This is a genomic window from Microbulbifer sp. THAF38, from assembly GCF_009363535.1.
GTDB lineage: Bacteria > Pseudomonadota > Gammaproteobacteria > Pseudomonadales > Cellvibrionaceae > Microbulbifer.
The window spans coordinates 4,241,044-4,257,778 of sequence record NZ_CP045369.1 but is presented as its reverse complement, the minus strand read 5'-3'; the positions used below and the strand labels follow the sequence as shown (position 1 = coordinate 4,257,778).

The following is a 16,735-nucleotide window of genomic DNA, read 5'->3' as shown; positions in this document are numbered from 1 at the left end:
GCGGAGTGGTCATATTCAGCCACGGTTTGCTCCATTGCTGGCGTTGTCGCGGTTGTAGATATCCGGGCGAAACTGCAGTTGGCCATTTTCATCCACCCAGGCGGTCCAATAGGCGATGTATACCGGCAGGGGATTTTTTAGCGCGACACCGTGAGTACGACCGCTCATGAGGGCGCGGTCAATGCGAGCATTGTTCCAGCGGTTCTGTTGAGCGAGCATCATACGAGCGAATTTCAGGGGTTTTTCCAGGCGAATGCAGCCGTGGCTGAAGGCGCGCTGGGACTTCTTGAACAGGTGCTTGCTGTTGGTGTCGTGTAGGAATATGGCGTGGCGGTTGGGGATCACAAACTTGACCCGCCCCAGAGCGTTTCCAGGTCCACCTTTTTGCTGCAGAGACACCTGGCCCCGGCGCACTGCGGCGACATTGCCGCGAGTAAAGGGGACGGCCCGACCGCGGTGGTTGATTAAACGGTAACCCTTGGCGCTCAGTGCCGAACTGCCCTTGGGCAGTAACTCGCGCAATGCGATATTGGGGGGGACCCGCCACACGGGGTTGAATTCCAGGCGTGTCATGCGCGTGGTCAACTGCGGAGTCTTGTGCTTGGGTTTCCCCACCACTACCTTCATCCGGAATTGCTCGCGCTCGTCCTCAATCAGACGCAGATTAAATTCGGGCACATTCACGACGATATAGCGCGGCCCCAGATCCTTGGGGAGCCTCTCCCAGCGTTCGATATTGGCGGAGAGTATGCGGACGAGTTTGTTCGGGTTGGTATTGAGCCGGCTGCGGGTGCGTTCGTCCACCAATGCGTCACCTTTCAGGCCGTGGCGGCGCTGAAAGCGGCGTACCGCCTCTTGGAGAGGTTTGTCGTAGACATCACCGTTGTGCGCTTCCTTCGTGTTTTTATTGGGGAAGTCGCTGGGGCGGAAATCGCCGTAGAGCATCAGCAGGCTGCGCAACTGGGCTACTCGCGGCCCCCGGCTCCCAGGAGTAATCGGCTGTCCGGCGTCTAGCGGTTGCCATTGATCGTTCTGGGCCAATGTCCGATAGCGAGCCAGTTCCTCGCTGAGAAGCGTGTACTGCCGGCCGTAGGGGGAGAAAGGGTCCCTTCCCGGTACCGGTAGATCCAGGTCGGTCTTTGTGTTCGCCGAGACTGGAGGGCTGTCGATGCCCAGCGCTAGGGCCAGCATCAAAGCCACGGTGCCACCCTGGATTGATTTATTCAGCGAGAAGGAACGATTGCCAGCACCCATAAGTCACCCCAGTAAGCGAAGTCGGACCAAAGAGATTGATCGCACTGCTCACATTGGTAACTTGTGACTGGTGGGCCCTTAATAATATCGAGGAATGGTTTGCGGCTATGCGCAGAGAGAAAAAGACTAATAGAGAGTGGTTATTGGAGACTAAGGGCGGCCTTGAGGGCCGCCCCAGCGAACTCAAAATTGATTGTCGCTTAATCCATCCTTGCCGTAGATATCCGGCCGAAAATTCAGCCGGCCCTGCCCGTCCACCCAGGCGGTCCAGTAGGTGATATAGACCTTGACCAGGCGGAGCAAGTCGACCGCGGTGGTCTTTTCCCCAACCGTGAGCTGGTCTATGCGCCACTGGTCCCAGTCCCCCTGCGGGCGCAGAAGGGCTTCCGCCAGATGACGGGGTTTTTCCAGGCGGATACAACCGTGGCTGTAATCCCGGTCGGTCAGAGAAAAGAGGGTGCGGGCGCGGGTGTCATGCAGGTAGACATCGTGCTTGTTGGGAACCTCGAATTTCACGCGCCCCAGAATATTATCCTCACCGCCCATCTGGCGCAATAAGTAAGAGCCCGCGCCGGCGGCTGACAGATTGCTGGGGGTCAGCGGTAGGTATTCCCCCCTGCCGCCGACAACCCGGTAACCCATTTTTTCCATGCCCGAGGGATCCTTGCGCGCCTTAGGCAAGAGCTCATTTACCAGGATACTGCGAGGCACTGTCCAGGTGGGATTGAAAATCACCCTGCTGACACGGGTGGTGATTTCTGGAGTGGCGTGCTTCTTCTTGCCCACCACCACATTCATAGCCAGTTTTACCCGGTTGTTCTCCACATACTGGAGGCGGTACGCGGGGATGTTGACCTGGATAAAGCGATCGCCGAGATTGGCAGGTAATTCTTCCCTGCGCTGGATGTTCATCTCGATAATTTTTGCCCGTGCTGTAGGGGAGAGGTTGAGCCGCTTACGGGTTCCGCGGCCCACGATGCCATCGGGTTTGAGGCCGTGACGTTTTTGAAAGCGCAGCACCGCTTCGTGAAGGCCCCGATCGAAGCGATTGGGATCGCTTCCGCCGTAGCTATAGCGACTCTGATAGTCCCCATAGAGAGTCAGTAGTTCTCTCAGACGGGACACATGGGGATGGCGGGCACCCATCGTCATCACCGGTCCTGGAGGTATCGGGCGCCAACGGCCGCTATCGGAGATCCTGCGCAGGCGCTCGAGCTCGTTTCTCAGAGCATAGGCATCGCTGCCGTAAGGGGTATTTTCCTCGAAATAAGGTCCCTCGCTATTTTCTGAGCGGGCAACTGTGGCCCTTTCTTGGGGATTGCTGTTGCGGCCCTGGTTGTAGTAAACCCTGCTGCCACCCCTGCTAGCACCTGAATTGCCACTATTGTTGCTGGCAGAGTTGTAGCGAGTGCGGTGGCTGCGGCTGTCCGCGGGTCTGGAGAGATTGCGCTCACTATCGGTGTTGTAATCGCGGGAATAGTAACGGTTGCGTGCTTTGCCGCCGATCATGCGCGCCCGATCATAGCCGCGGAAGTATTTGCGACCACTGGGCTCGCTGGATGCCTGCTGTGAGGCATTGCCGTAGGCCACATTGCTGACATTGTTATAGGCGACCATGCGAAACCCCTGATGCTCGCGCAGCACCGGCGTAATTCCCCGGCGCGGTCGACTTTTAGGGGTGATCCGGTCGAGCTGGGTATCCTGTGCATAGGAGACAAAAGCATCGGTCAGCAGGATGTCCAGCACTGCGGCCATCTTTAAGCGCTGGGGGGTGTCTCGTAAGGTGCGGTCAAAGTAGCCCAGGTGGTAGCGGTAATCCACCATGCTGCTGGGATTGCCGGAGCTGGCGGCAGTGAGCTGCTTGAGCAGATCATTGGCGCTGTCACTCAGGTTGTAGTTATCAAACCAGAGCAGGCGGTAGTTGGTACGCTGGTAAATCCTGCGCACTGCCGCGGGGTTAAAGATGGGGTCTTGGGCTGGCCAGGCGTCTGGGTTTTCCTCCAGCCAGTGCACCAAATGTGGGCGTACCGCACTCTCCGGTAATACCGGCACCGTTTTCTGGTTGGCAGAAAAGGCGTAATAAAGGATAGAGACGCAGAGACTGCCGAGCATCAGCAGGGGCAGTAAGGGTTTGTGTTTACGCTGCTCTGGGTTGAAATAAGACATGGTACCTCAGCGATACTGCAGGGGCCCGGTGTTGTCTTGTGGATAATGCCGGGCGCCAGATCGTTCATACCTTCCGAACCTGTGGCGAGCCCATCCAGAGACTGTTAGGTGTCTAGCGATGACTCGCACTTGTCATGCGTCCCGCGCGACTTCCTCTTATTTAAGACCGCAATTGGCGTCACACTTGCGCGAAACTCAACCAATTTCAGCCTGTGAAACTAAGTATGGCAATAAATGCGGAATTTGCTTGGCGTTTCTTTCTTCTGAGGATAAGTGATCCGGTAGCCCTTGTAGAAAGGCCGCAAAATTCCGTCCATACCACGATAAGGTTTTGCTATTGCTCGTAATTTTTCTATCAATGAGATACCCCTTGAGCGACTAGATACGGCCAATAATTTTAATAGTCCCAAAAAACCCTATTTATTTCAGGGACTTGGCCAGAGTGTCAGGGGAGGGAAAAGTAGCGAAGGGGGCCGCACAGATTGCCCTGGGAAAAGCTTTGCTCCCATAGATGGGTCTGGCCGCTCCGGTGTACGGCGATCAGGGTGCTGGCGCGAGTGCCATATCCTTGCTTTAAGGCGTTTGAATCCACGTTGCTTGGCAGCTGATTCTCTCTCTGGGTTATCTGCACAAATATTGGCGACAGGGCCCGTTCCATCGGTAAGCCTACGCCGGTGCTGGGCAGCATCGCATCGGTAGCCGGACTCCTGTCCTGCAGAAGGCTGAGGGCCGGCACAATAAAGTTCTCCCGGTTAATAGAGCCCTTAATTTGCTGGGTAATTTGCGCCAGCCCCGCCTTGCCCTTTTCCACCTTGGGCCATGGGGCGTCGGGTGCTCCGTTAGAGATGCCATGCACTCCGGCGGAAAAGGCAAAAGGGCTGTGCCTATTGCCCGCGCAATAGAGAGGCTGCGCTTCATCTAGGGCGAATAGCAGCGCGTTAAAGCCCCGGTAGCGCTGCCCTTTAAGCTCTCTTGCGAACTGTTCAGGTGAGTCGCCGCCGGTTAGAAACTGGTATGGAATTTCCCCCCGTGACAGGACATTTTCTGGCTCGGCGCCGCCCGGTTCGCGAATGTTGGTAACTGCCGCCACCCGTCCCGCAGCGATCCCAGCCCAGGTACCCCCAGCTTGCAAATCCCGCCCTGAGACTATTTGTCTGCCCTGTCCAATCTCTTGTTCTTTTCTCCAGGGTTCGGCGGGAGCACTCGGTCTGGCATAAAACTCGTCCCGATTGGCGATCAGCAGGAGTGGGTAGTCTGGATGGCAGCGGTAGGCGAACAGCAGTAAACACATAGTATTTTCCCGGCAGAAGGCTTTTGGCGCGCCTCTTTCGCTGGGGGGCGCTTTGCGACCATAATAGGCGTTTCGCCAACAATCTCGATTCCCCCATGCTGACTTATCCAGAAATCAATCCGGTGGCCATTGCTATTGGCCCCCTAAAAGTACACTGGTACGGGCTGATGTACCTGTTCGGCTTTATTGCTGCCTGGTGGTTGGCATTGCGGCGCAGCACCCGGCCCTGGTCCCCGGTTATCAAATCGGAAGTGGAGGACCTGATCCTCTACTGCGCTATCGGCGTGGTGGTCGGCGGACGCCTCGGCTACATGTTCTTCTACAACATGCCGGAGCTGATGGAGAATCCGCTCTCCCTGTTCAAAGTCTGGGAGGGAGGCATGAGCTTCCACGGGGGGCTGGTCGGCGTGATGTTGGCTGCGGTCCTCTACGCCCGGAAGATTGGCACAACCTTCCCTGCACTGATTGATTTTGTCGCCCCGCTGGTACCAATTGGTTTGGGATTGGGGCGCCTGGGTAACTTTATTGGCCAGGAACTCTGGGGCCGCCCCACCGAAGGCCCCTGGGGCATGGTATTCCCCAAAGACCCAGAATTGTTGGCCAGGCATCCATCGCAGCTGTATCAGGCTTTCCTGGAAGGGTTGGTGCTCTTCGCGGTGCTCTGGTGGTTCTCCAGCAAGCCGCGCCCGCGCCTCGCCGTAGGCGGCATGTTTGTCTTGCTCTACGGTATTTTCCGCTTCCTGGTGGAGTTTGTCAGGGAGCCGGATGGCCATATCGGCTTTGATTTGTTCGGTTGGATGACCCGTGGACAGCTGTTGAGTCTGCCGATGATTATTGCCGGTATCGCCCTGTTGGTGTGGAGTTATCGCACCCAGCCGCTGCCAGAGGGGCGCGGTAAAGGTGGAAATAAAGAAAACCGTTCTCAGGTAAATGGCGGAGCCTAGTTAGAAATGAAGCAGTACCTCGATCTAATGCGCCATGTGCGCGAAAACGGCACAGTAAAAGGGGACCGCACCGGCACCGGGACCCTCAGCGTATTTGGTTACCAGATGCGCTTTAACCTGGCAGAGGGTTTCCCTTTAATCACCACAAAGAAGTGTCACCTGCGCTCCATAGTCCACGAACTACTGTGGTTCTTGCAGGGCGATACCAATATTCGCTATCTGCAGGAAAACAAGGTGCGCATCTGGGATGAGTGGGCGACCGAAGATGGGGACTTGGGGCCGGTTTACGGTCACCAGTGGCGTTCCTGGCCCACGCCAGATGGACGTAAGATTGACCAAGTGGAGCAGTTGATACACCAGCTGAAAACCCGTCCCGATTCTCGTCGCCTGATGATCAGTGCCTGGAACCCGGCAGATCTCCCCGATGAAGGTGTCTCTCCGGCGGATAACGCTCGGGAGGGACGTATGGCGCTCGCTCCCTGCCACGCCCTGTTCCAGTTCTATGTGGCGGATGGCAAGTTATCCTGCCAGTTATACCAGCGCAGCGCCGATATCTTCCTCGGTGTGCCGTTCAACATTGCCTCCTACAGTTTGCTAACCCTGATGTTGGCGCAGGTGTGTAACCTGCAGCCGGGTGAGTTTATTCACACCTTTGGCGATGCCCATCTCTACTCCAACCATTTGGAGCAGGTAGACCTACAGCTGCAGCGTGAGCCTCACGCCCTGCCAAAGATGCGCCTCAATCCGGACGTCAAAGACCTGTTCGCCTTTCGTTTCGAGGACTTTGAACTGCAGGGTTACCAGGCACACCCGCATATTCCCGCCCCAGTCGCGATTTAATCAGGAGAGAAGCTGTGGAAACACCAATTGCCCTGATCGCAGCTGTGGCCCGCAATGGCGCTATCGGTAGAGACAACGAGCTGCCCTGGCGCCTCTCCGGCGATCTGCAATTTTTCAAACGCACCACCATGGGCAAACCCGTGGTGATGGGGCGCAAGACGTTTGAGTCTATAGGCCGCCCGCTACCTGGGCGTGCCAATATCGTGATTACCCGCAACCCCGATTGGCGGGCCGAGGGTGTCGAAGTGGTAAGTACCCTGGAGGCTGGGCTGGAACTTGCCGATAAGCATGCACAGGAAGCGGGAGCCAGCGAGCTGATGGTGATCGGCGGAGCACAGATTTATCGCCTCAGTATGCCCCTTGCCGCGCGGCTCTATGTCACCGAAGTGGATGCTGAAGTGGCGGGAGATGCGTTTTTCCCCGAAGTTGATGACTCATGGGTCGAAGTTGCACGAGAGTGTTACCCTGCCTCTGAAAAGAATGAGTACAACTACGCATTAGTTCGGTACGACAGATTCAAATAAAAACAATTTGATTAAAAGTTGATCAATCTGTTAAATTCTGCGACAGCTTGCAAAGGAAGCAGCGCCGCCAATGTGTGCAAGCGACCCGGTTTTGTTACCCGGTTGTTACCTTGCTACCCACGCGGGCCGATGCTGACAATCGGCATTTGAATAATCAAATCGGCTGTTTACAATGTGCGGCTCTTAGCTGTCTTCTAACCAATGTTTTTAAAACAAAAGGACACCGCGTTGTGGCAGCTATCTCATCGCGACCATGTTGTGAAATATTGAACCCACTGGGGGGTCTAATGAAAACCAAGCGATTCATGGCTGTGGCGCTGACCACTGCGCTGTCTGCCGGCGCGCTCTACGGCAGCGTAGCCACTGCGGATACTCTCGATAACGTACTCGCCGTCGGCCAGCAGAAAACCACTGCGGCCCAGGCATCGCAAAAACGCATCGACAAGATTGCCGAAGAAACCAGCAGCCTTTTGCAGGACTTCAAGGTGGTCAACAAGGAAATCGATGGTCTGCGTGTGTACAACCGTCAGCTGGAAAAGCAGCTGGCCAATCAGCTCGAAGTGATCAATGAGCTGGATGAGTCCATTGCCAACGTTACCGTAATCGAACGTCAGATCCAGCCGCTGATTCTGCGCATGCTGGACGGCTTGGAGCAGTTCATCGAACTGGACGCTCCGTTCAAGCTGGACGAGCGCATGGCCAACCTCGAAGGCGTTAAGAACAATATGGATCGTTCCGATATCACTGTTGCGGAGAAATTCCGCCAGGTACTGGAACTGTACAATTTCGAAGCGGAATACGCGCGTAAGATCGACACTTACGGCGATACCCTGAACGTAGCTGGCCAGGAGCGCCAGGTAAACGTGCTGCAGATTGGCCGTATCGCCCTGCTGGCTCAAACCACCGACTCCACGATTTCCCTCGCCTATGACAAAGGCCAGAAAGCCTGGGTTGAGATCGATGCTGGCGAATACCGCCGCGCCCTCATGAATGGCCTCAAGATCGCCAAGAAACAGGCCACTATCGATATCATGACTATGCCGATCGCGGCACCGGAGGCAGCGCAATGAAATCCTCTATCGCCAAACGCGTACTAGTTGCAGCAGCGGCTGGCCTGATCAGCTTCTCTGCTGTTGCCCAGGAAAAAGCAGCTTCTCTCGACGACCTGCTGAAAATGGTTCAACAATCCAAAGTTGCTGAATCCAAAGAGCACAAACAGCGCGAAGCTGAGTTCCGCCGTCAGAAGGCCAATCAGCAAGCCCTGCTGAAAAAAGCCAAAGACACCCGCACCGCTGAAGAAAATCGTTCTGCTGAACTGGAAAAGAAATACCAGGAGCAGGAAGTGGCTGTAGACCAGAAGCGTCAGCAGCTGGATGAGCGTATGGGCTCCCTGAAAGAGCTGTTCGGTCACATGTCCTCTACTGCCGCGGATCTTCGCTCGAACATCGGTTCCTCTCTGGTTTCCGCTCAGTATTCAGGTCGTACCGAATTTATCGACGGTCTGCTGGCCAAGATGAGTACAGCTACCAAGTTGCCGACTATCGAGGAAATCGAGCGTCTGTGGTTCGAACTGCAACGTGAAACCCTGGAATCCGGTAAAGTTGTTAAGTTCAACGCAACTGTGATCAAGCCCAATGGTGAGCAGGCTCAACAGGAAGTTGTCCGTGTTGGTAACTTCAACCTGGTTTCCAACGGTAAATACCTGGAAATGAACGACGCCTACCAAATGGCAGAGCTGATCCGCCAGCCGGATGCCAAGTTCCAGAAGATGGCGGAAGATCTGCAGGCTTCCACTGCAGGTTTCAGCGCTTTCGGTGTTGACCCGACTGGTCCTACCGGTGGCTCCTACCTGAAAGCCATGATCAATAGCCCCGACATCGTTGAGCGCTGGCACCAGGGCGACATCGTTGGTTACATCATTACTGCTGTTGGTGTCTTCGCCATGTTGCTGGCCATCTTCCGCCTGATCGTACTGACCGGTGTTAGCGCCAAGGTGAATGCACAGCTGCGCTCCTCTACCCCGAACACCAATAACCCGCTGGGTCGTGTACTGGCTGTTGCGGAAGAGAACAAAGGTGTCGACGGCGAGACTCTCGAGCTGAAGATGGAAGAAGCGGTACTGAAAGAGCGTCCGGCCATCGAGTCCGGCCTCAACCTGCTGAAGATTATCGCCATGGTAGCTCCGCTGCTGGGTCTGCTGGGTACTGTTACCGGTATGATCGTAACCTTCCAGGCGATCACTATCTTCGGTGCGGGTGATCCTAAAGCAATGGCTGGTGGTATTTCCTCCGCCCTGATCACCACCGTTCTCGGTCTGTGTGTGGCTATCCCCACTGTACTGATGCACACCATTGTTAATGCTCGCGCCAAGCGCGTCCTGCACATTCTGGAAGAGCAGAGTGCAGGTATCGTGGCAGAAAACGCCGAGCGTAAATAAGAGGAGGCGGCAACATGCACGCATTAATCGACGCATGGGCCGCCGTCAACGCCTTTATGGCGTCGGGCGGGCCAGTACTGTTCCTGATCGCCGGCCTGACCTTCTTTATGTGGACGCTGATTTTTGAACGTGTTTTTTACTTTAACAAAGCGTTAAAGAGTGACGTTCAGGGTGCGGTAGACCAATGGGAAGAGCGCAGCGAGCGCAAATCCTGGGCCTCCCACCAGATCCGCTACGCGATGATCTCCCGGGTTTCCGAGAAGATTCAGGACAATATGGACATGATCCAGGCTTGTGTTGCCCTAGCGCCCCTGTTCGGGCTGTTGGGCACGGTTTGGGGCATGATCAACGTGTTCGATGTTCTCGCGATCACCGGTGGTGGTGACGCCAAGCAGATGGCCAGTGGTGTATCCATGGCAACTATCCCGACAATGGCGGGTATGGTTGCGGCCCTCTCCGGTGTATTTGCCAACACCTACCTCGCCCGTAAGGCCGAGCGTGAAACCCAGCTGTTGGAAGATCATCTGACCATGGATCACTAAGCACACATAAGCGAATAGGCCAGCTTATTTGCTGTGAAGGTTTAGCCAAGCCAGAAATTTTCGCCGGGGGGCTCCCAGAGCCCCTCGCCGAGAAAGTTCGCTAAGAGAGTTGCTATGAGCAAAAGACAAAATACGGCAGAAGAAGAAGCCGGCGCTATCGACCTCACGCCCATGCTGGACGTGGTGTTCATCATGCTGATCTTCTTTATCGTCACTGCGACCTTTATCAAGGAACCCGGTGCTGATGTTGTTAAGCCGGAAGCGACAACCGCAGAACTCAAAGCCACCTCTATTCTGGTAGCGATCAACGACAGTAATGAGATCTGGATTGCCAAAGAGAAGGTTGATGAGCGCCAGGTGAAGATTGTCCTGGAGCGCCTCTACTCGGAAAACCCGAAAGGGTGGTTGGTGATTCAGCCCGATAAGGAAGCGAGTATTGAGAAGATCGCCCTGATTGCGGAAGCAGCCAGGAAGATTGGTATCAAGAAAGTTTCGGTCGCGACAGAAAAGAGTTAACAGCTATGAATCCGGTAAGACTTCTTGGGGCAGGTACGCTGGCGGTAGCCACAACCTTTGGCCTCATCTTCACCATGCATCAGCTGATTCAGGCAAATATGAAAGCTCCAGAGGATAAGGAGCAGTTCAAAGTTGCCGATGTGGTGATGCCTGAGCAGAAGATTGAAACACAGTACGATACGACCAAGCCGGTGAAGCCGGAGGACCCTGAAACTCCGCCACCCGAAATGCCTGAACCAGAGTTCGAAGAGCCGGACATCGATGGTGGTATTAGCATTTCTGCGCCGAAAGCATCCGGCGGTGTCAAGCTGTCAGGCTTTAGCTTTGGCGAGGGCGATTACCTGCCCATCGTTAAGGTTCAGCCTCAGTATCCACGCCGCGCCCTTCAGCGGGGTATGGAAGGCTATGTGATCGTTGAGTACACGGTGACCACTAACGGTTCTGTGCGCGATCCGATCGTGGTCGAAGCCTTTACCCTGGACGGAAAGCCGACCTCTGTTTTCAACAGGGCCGCGCTCAAGTCCGCGCTGAAATATAAGTACAAGCCGCGGGTAGTTGATGGCAAGCCGACCGAAGTCCCCAATGTGCGGACTAAGATCAGCTTTAACATGGCTAAGGACTAAGGGGGAAGCACTATGAAGTTGACAAGCATCGGCAAAAGTTTGTCCAAACTCGCTCTGCGCACCTCAGTAGCGTTGCCCCTGGTCCTGGCACCAGCGGTCAGCGTTACCGTGCTCGAAGCAGCGGGTGTTTCCGCACCTTTCGCTTCTGCCCTGGCGCAGGAGCAAAAAAAGCCCAGCAAACAGAAGAGCCGCAAAGTACCGGCTATGCGCGAAGCCGCGTATAAAAAGTTGGAAAAAGCCCAGGAAGCTGCTGACGCAGAAGACTGGGCGGCTGCTCTCGAAGCGCTGAAAGATATGGATGCCAGCAAGAAACGGTTCAACGGCTATGAAATAGCGCAGATGTACAATTTCTTCGGTGTCGTTTACTACAGCACCGAGCGTTACAAAGAGGCCATCCCATACTTTAAGAAGGTTCTAAACCAGGGTGAAGCAAACCTGCCAGTAGCCCTTGAAGTGGGAACTCTCTTTACTCTTGCACAGCTCTACTTTGTTACCGAGGACTACAAGCAGGCGATTAACTACCTGAACCAATGGTTCAAGGTTTCCGATCGTATTACTGCGGACTCCTATGCATTGCGCGCCCAGGCCCATAATCAGGTAGGCGATCAGAGCAAAGCACTTGCGGATATCAATGTCGCGGTATCCATGTATGAGAAAGAGGGCAAAGTACCCAAGGAAGGTTGGTACGGTCTTCAGCAGTACATTTACTTCGAGCGCAACGACTACAAAAAAGTAGCTGGTGTTCTTGAGAAGCTGGTACAGCACTATCCCAAGCCTGTGTACTACAAAACGCTGGCGGCCATGTATGGTGAGCTGAAGCGCGATAAAGATCAGCTGCACATGATGGAAGCGGCTTATCTTGCGGGTGCTTTGGAGAAAGATAGGGATCTGCTGAACATGGGTTATCTCTTTATGGGGCATGAAATGCCTTATAAAGGAGCCAAGGTGATTGCCAAGGGTATCCAAGAGAAGAAGATTCCCCGTACGGCCAAGAACCTGGAGACCCTCGCCCAGGCTTATCAAATGGCGCAAGAGCTGCAAAAGGCAATTCCCCAGCTGGAAGCCGCAGCTCAGCTGTCTGACAAGGGCGAAATCTACTCGCGTTTGGCCGGTATCTATCTGGATCTGGACCAGAATGAGAAAGCCATTTCTATGGGTAAAAAAGCGCTCGCTAAAGGCAGAGTCAAACGTGTCGATACCCTGCATATCGTAATGGGTATGGCGAATGCCAACCTGAAACGCTATGACGCAGCAATGAAGAGCCTGAAACTTGCACAAAAGGATGAGCGCTCGGAGAAGTTTGCCAAGCAGTGGATAGACTTTGTGAAGGGTGAACAGCAACGTGAAAAGCAGCTGGCAATTTAATACCTAGCTACATTTCACGCTTCAAAAAAGCCGCACAGAAATGTGCGGCTTTTTTTGTGCTGTTTTATCTTTTTGCGGCAATACAAAATATGGATTTAACCTGTATTAACAGACTATTTGCATTTTTGTGTGAATTGGCTAATGATTAAGGTCAGCTGATCAGCTTTTTCCATTTCGGCACTTGGATGCCTTTTACGCACCCTAATAACAATAGGAGAGGTGTTATGGATAGAGCTTGCACGCCATTTTCCAGCCCCGATTTTTTCCCTACCCATCTGCTTACTGGTTATGCCAAAGGCTTGGCCTACGCAGCCCTAACTACTCTCGGTTTGATTTTTGCAATGAGTCAGTTGATCTCCACCAATTTTGTGGAGCCTATGGCTAAGCCGTTACCGACGATTCAACCTATAGATATGACCGATAAGAAAGTGGTTACCCAGGAAAAGTATGAGGCTCCACCGAGCCCTCAGGAAGTTCCTCCACCGATTGAGCGTACTGAGGTGACTAGAGATGTAGATACTATAAATATCACTCCAACGATTGCTCCTCCGGTTGCTGAAACTGGTGATAATCCAGTTATCGTATCGAGAGAGCCTGTGCCTGTTTATAAGCCCGCACCGCGTTACCCGAGTGTGGCTATGCGCAGGGGTATTGAAGGTTATGTGGTTGTGGAATTTACGATAACGAAAACCGGAGCTGTGCGTGATGCTCGGGTAGTTGGTGGATTCGATAGCACCGGTAACCCAACCAATGTATTCAATCGTTCGGCATTGGCAGCGGCAGAGCGGTTTAAATATCAGCCGCAAGTGGAGGATGGTCAGCCCATCGAGCGCTATGGAGTGCGCAATCGCATTACCTATAAATTGGCACAGTAAAAGAAAAAACGGCCCATCTGGGCCGTTTTTTAATATTCTAATTTTGGCCTAATCAATTTCTCTTACCGCGCCGCGATCGGCACTGGTGGCGAGTAGTGCATAAGCTTTCAACGCTTTGCTGACTTTGCGGGGGCGTTCTTCACTGGGTTTCCAGCCCTGCTGGCCGAGATCACGCATTTCCTGACGGCGTTTCTCGAGTTCATCCTCACTAATAACAATCTCAATTTTGCGCGCTGGTATATCGATTCGGATTGGATCGCCATTGCGAACCAGAGCGATATTGCCACCAGAGGCGGCTTCCGGGGATACGTGCCCAATGGAAAGGCCGGAAGTACCTCCGGAAAAACGACCATCGGTAATCAGGGCGCAATGCTCCCCCAGTCCCTTGGATTTCAGGTAGCTAGTGGGGTAGAGCATTTCCTGCATACCTGGGCCGCCCTTGGGGCCCTCATAGCGCACTATTACCGCTTCGCCTTTTTGCACCTTGCCTTCGAGAATATGGGCAACGGCCTCCTCCTGGCTCTCGACAACATGGGCCGGGCCCTCAAACTTCCATAACGCCTCGTCAACACCGGAAGTTTTCACAACGCAGCCATTTACAGCAAGGTTACCGAACAGTACCGCAAGGCCTCCCTCCGCTGAATAGGCATGCTCGGCGGAGCGAATACAGCCATTTTGTCGATCGGCATCCAGGGTAGGCCAGCGACAAGCCTGGCTAAATGCGGTTTGGGTAGGAATACCTGCGGGACCGGCTCTATAGAAGTCTTGTACCGATTGCTCGTCGGTACGAGAGATGTCCCACTGCTCGAGAGCATCGGCTAGTGACCCCCCATAAGCGGTGGGCAGGGAGGCATCGATCAGCCCCGCAGTTTCCAGTTCTCCGAGAATCGCCATGACGCCACCGGCCCGGTGGACATCTTCCACATGGTATTTCTCCGTGTTGGGCGCCACTTTGCACAGCTGCGGCACCTCGCGGGAGAGTCGATCGATATCCTGTAAGTTGAAGTCGATATCGCCCTCCTGGGCGGCGGCGAGTAGGTGCAAAATCGTGTTGGTCGAGCCACCCATGGCGATGTCGAGAGCCATAGCATTCAAAAATGCCGTGCGGTTGGCAATATTGCGGGGCAGGGCGCTCTCGTCATTTTTTTCATAATAACGCTTGGTCAGCGCAACGATTTCACGGCCTGCGCGCAGGAACAACTCTTTGCGGTCTGCATGGGTGGCCAACAGGGTGCCATTGCCCGGTAGCGAAAGACCCAGAGCCTCGGTCAGGCAGTTCATGGAGTTGGCGGTGAACATGCCGGAACAGGAGCCGCAGGTGGGGCAGGCGGAGCGTTCATACTCGGCCACCTCTTCATCGGTGGCGCTATCTGTAGCGGCGATGACCATGGCATCCACCAGATCGAGCTTGTGGTCGGCCAGTTTGGTCTTGCCGGCCTCCATGGGGCCGCCGGATACGAAGATCACCGGGATATTCAGGCGCAAGGCGGCCATCAGCATCCCCGGGGTGATTTTGTCGCAGTTGGAGATACAAACCAGGGCATCGGCGCAGTGGGCGTTGACCATGTATTCCACCGAATCGGCGATAATCTCGCGACTGGGCAGGCTGTAGAGCATGCCGTCGTGGCCCATGGCAATGCCATCGTCCACGGCGATGGTGTTGAATTCCTTGGCGACGCCGCCGGCCCGCTCGATCTCCCTTGCCACCAATTGCCCCATGTCTTTCAGGTGCACGTGGCCCGGTACAAACTGGGTGAATGAGTTGGCGATGGCGATAATCGGCTTGTGAAAATCCGCGTCGGTCATGCCTGTGGCGCGCCACAGGGCTCGGGCGCCGGCCATATTGCGTCCGGCGGTGGAGGTACGGGAACGATATCTGGGCATGGTACAAGCATCCGGCTGGGCAAATTAGAGTGCCAGCTTAGCAAAAAGCCGATATTCGGGATAGTTTCGCGCAGTGCTGAGCCACCGCGCTTCTCTCTAGGATGAGTATTTCGGTTGAGAGGTGTTAAGAGCCGTTATCCTGGCCGAGTTTTTTGCGCAAAATACGTGAATTTCGTTGGATGTTGTACAAAGATTTACGTGAGGCCGGTAGGTCACTGACTCCCACTTGCTCGAAGCCCTGCTCGATAAACCAGTGTTCGGTCTGGGTAGTGAGCACATAGAGTTCGTGGATATTGACTGCGCGCGCCTGGCGTTCCAGGTGGCGCATTAGCTTGGCGCCGCGGCCCCCTCCGCGAAAGTCTGGATGGCTGGCCACGCAGGCGATCTCAGCCGCAGAAGTCTCGCCGTTGTCGTCCCCAATGGGATAGAGTGCGGCACAGGCTACGGGAGTGCCATCGACTTCCACCAGAGTGAAGTGATCAATCTCCGCTTCGAGCTTTTCCCGAGAGCGCCGTACCAAGACGCCCTGCTTTTCCAGTGGGCGAATCAGACCGAGAATCCCTCCCACATCGGTAATACGCGCCCGGCGCACGACTTCGTAGCTATCCCGATAGATCATGGTTCCGGCACCTTCGCGACGAAACAGCTCCTGGATCAGGGAGCCATTCTGGCAGTAGCTGAGTAGGTGAACCCGGGCAATGCCGGAATTACAAGCCTGAATGGCACACCGCAAAGTTTCGCTCTGCACCCGGTTGGCGGCCTGTTCTGCCTGCACAATACTGAGTTCATGGACAGGGTTACCGTCGAGCATCAGCTGAGCGGGTTCGCGGAATAGAACTAACTTTTCGGCGCGCAGAACCCGTGCGGCTTCTGCGGCCAGGTCCAGGTAATTGATGTTAAAAAGCTCACCGGTCAGCGAGGTACCCAGAGGCGACAGCAATACCAAGGCGCCCTGGTCCAGGGCTTGTTCAATGGTGTTGATCTCCATACGCCTGACCGTGCCGGTCCAGCCCAGGTCGACGCCGTCAAGTACACCACAGGGGCGCGCGGTGACCAGGTTTCCAGAGATTACCTTTAGGGCTGAGCGCGCCATCGGGGAGTCGGGGAGCCCCTGGGAAAAGGCCGCTTCGATATCGAAGCGCAATCTGCCCACTGCGGCTTTTATCACTTCCAGGCTTTCCCGGTCGGTAATGCGTTTGCTGCCGTGAAAACGGCCCTCAATGCCGCGCTCTTGCAGGGCGCGGTTGACTTGTGCACGGCAGCCATGCACGACTACCAAGCGGACTCCAAGGCTGGCGAGCAGTGCCAGGTCGTGGACCAGATTGCGGAAGTTACTGTGTTCGAGTCCGTCGCCAGGAATACCGACAACCAGGGTGCGACCGCGCAGATCGTTGATATAGGGTGCCGCGTGGCGGAACCAGTTAAGGGAGGCGTTCTCGTCGGTCACTAATACCTTTCCATCTAATAAAAAATT

At 55.0% G+C, this 16,735-nt stretch carries 15 protein-coding genes; 10 read left to right on the top strand and 5 right to left on the bottom strand.

Features of this window, described 5'->3' with window-relative positions; all coding sequences use genetic code 11:
• Window positions 1-15: 15 nt before the first annotated feature.
• The 3 genes from FIU95_RS18425 to FIU95_RS18415 all read right to left on the bottom strand — a co-directional run bounded on the left by FIU95_RS18425 (window position 16) and on the right by FIU95_RS18415 (window position 4,711).
• On the bottom strand, window positions 16-1,254 hold the full coding sequence (locus tag FIU95_RS18425; protein WP_152455336.1) for a murein L,D-transpeptidase: 1,239 nt from the start codon (window positions 1,252-1,254) through the stop codon (window positions 16-18).
• Between the two features lie 183 nt (window positions 1,255-1,437).
• On the bottom strand, window positions 1,438-3,420 hold the full coding sequence (locus FIU95_RS18420) for a murein L,D-transpeptidase (RefSeq protein ID WP_152455334.1): 1,983 nt from the start codon (window positions 3,418-3,420) through the stop codon (window positions 1,438-1,440).
• Window positions 3,421-3,865: 445 nt separating this feature from the next.
• The gene (locus FIU95_RS18415) at window positions 3,866-4,711 is read right to left on the bottom strand and encodes an NRDE family protein (protein ID WP_152455332.1); all 846 of its coding nucleotides are present in this window, start codon (window positions 4,709-4,711) and stop codon (window positions 3,866-3,868) included.
• Window positions 4,712-4,806: 95 nt separating this feature from the next.
• Between FIU95_RS18415 and lgt the strand changes: the two genes are divergently transcribed.
• The 10 genes from lgt to FIU95_RS18365 all read left to right on the top strand — a co-directional run bounded on the left by lgt (window position 4,807) and on the right by FIU95_RS18365 (window position 13,377).
• Window positions 4,807-5,655: a prolipoprotein diacylglyceryl transferase gene (gene lgt / locus FIU95_RS18410; RefSeq protein WP_152456458.1), complete on the top strand. Its 849-nt coding sequence runs from the start codon at window positions 4,807-4,809 to the stop codon at window positions 5,653-5,655.
• A gap of 6 nt (window positions 5,656-5,661) precedes the next feature.
• Window positions 5,662-6,495, top strand: coding sequence for a thymidylate synthase (locus FIU95_RS18405; RefSeq protein ID WP_152455330.1), 834 nt, complete (start codon window positions 5,662-5,664; stop codon window positions 6,493-6,495).
• 14 nt (window positions 6,496-6,509) lie between these two features.
• Window positions 6,510-7,019, top strand: coding sequence for a dihydrofolate reductase (locus tag FIU95_RS18400; RefSeq protein ID WP_152455328.1), 510 nt, complete (start codon window positions 6,510-6,512; stop codon window positions 7,017-7,019).
• A 287-nt stretch (window positions 7,020-7,306) separates the two neighbouring features.
• On the top strand, window positions 7,307-8,089 hold the full coding sequence (locus FIU95_RS18395; protein ID WP_152455326.1) for a DUF3450 domain-containing protein: 783 nt from the start codon (window positions 7,307-7,309) through the stop codon (window positions 8,087-8,089).
• A complete protein-coding gene (locus tag FIU95_RS18390) occupies window positions 8,086-9,456 on the top strand; it encodes a MotA/TolQ/ExbB proton channel family protein (protein ID WP_152455323.1) in 1,371 nt (456 codons plus the stop codon). Before FIU95_RS18395 ends, FIU95_RS18390 begins: the two co-directional genes overlap by 4 nt.
• Before the next feature lie 14 nt (window positions 9,457-9,470).
• Window positions 9,471-9,998, top strand: a complete 528-nt coding sequence (locus FIU95_RS18385) for a MotA/TolQ/ExbB proton channel family protein (protein ID WP_152455321.1) — start codon at window positions 9,471-9,473, stop codon at window positions 9,996-9,998.
• A gap of 114 nt (window positions 9,999-10,112) precedes the next feature.
• Window positions 10,113-10,514: a biopolymer transporter ExbD gene (locus FIU95_RS18380; protein ID WP_152455319.1), complete on the top strand. Its 402-nt coding sequence runs from the start codon at window positions 10,113-10,115 to the stop codon at window positions 10,512-10,514.
• A 5-nt stretch (window positions 10,515-10,519) separates the two neighbouring features.
• Complete coding sequence (locus tag FIU95_RS18375; RefSeq protein WP_152455317.1) at window positions 10,520-11,137, top strand: energy transducer TonB; 618 nt, start codon at window positions 10,520-10,522, stop codon at window positions 11,135-11,137.
• A gap of 12 nt (window positions 11,138-11,149) precedes the next feature.
• Window positions 11,150-12,502 (top strand): lipopolysaccharide assembly protein LapB, encoded by a 1,353-nt coding sequence (locus FIU95_RS18370; RefSeq protein ID WP_152455315.1) that lies wholly within the window; start codon window positions 11,150-11,152, stop codon window positions 12,500-12,502.
• Between the two features lie 224 nt (window positions 12,503-12,726).
• Entirely contained in the window at window positions 12,727-13,377 is a 651-nt protein-coding gene (locus tag FIU95_RS18365; protein ID WP_172975455.1) for an energy transducer TonB, read from the top strand.
• A 48-nt stretch (window positions 13,378-13,425) separates the two neighbouring features.
• On the opposite strand, the gene ilvD is transcribed toward FIU95_RS18365, so the two are convergent.
• Both ilvD and argA read right to left on the bottom strand, forming a co-directional pair.
• The gene (gene ilvD, locus FIU95_RS18360) at window positions 13,426-15,261 is read right to left on the bottom strand and encodes a dihydroxy-acid dehydratase (protein WP_152455311.1); all 1,836 of its coding nucleotides are present in this window, start codon (window positions 15,259-15,261) and stop codon (window positions 13,426-13,428) included.
• A gap of 124 nt (window positions 15,262-15,385) precedes the next feature.
• Window positions 15,386-16,708 carry an amino-acid N-acetyltransferase gene (gene argA, locus FIU95_RS18355; protein WP_152455309.1) on the bottom strand — a complete coding sequence of 441 codons (1,323 nt, stop codon included), beginning with the start codon at window positions 16,706-16,708 and terminating at the stop codon, window positions 15,386-15,388.
• Window positions 16,709-16,735 lie beyond the last annotated feature (27 nt).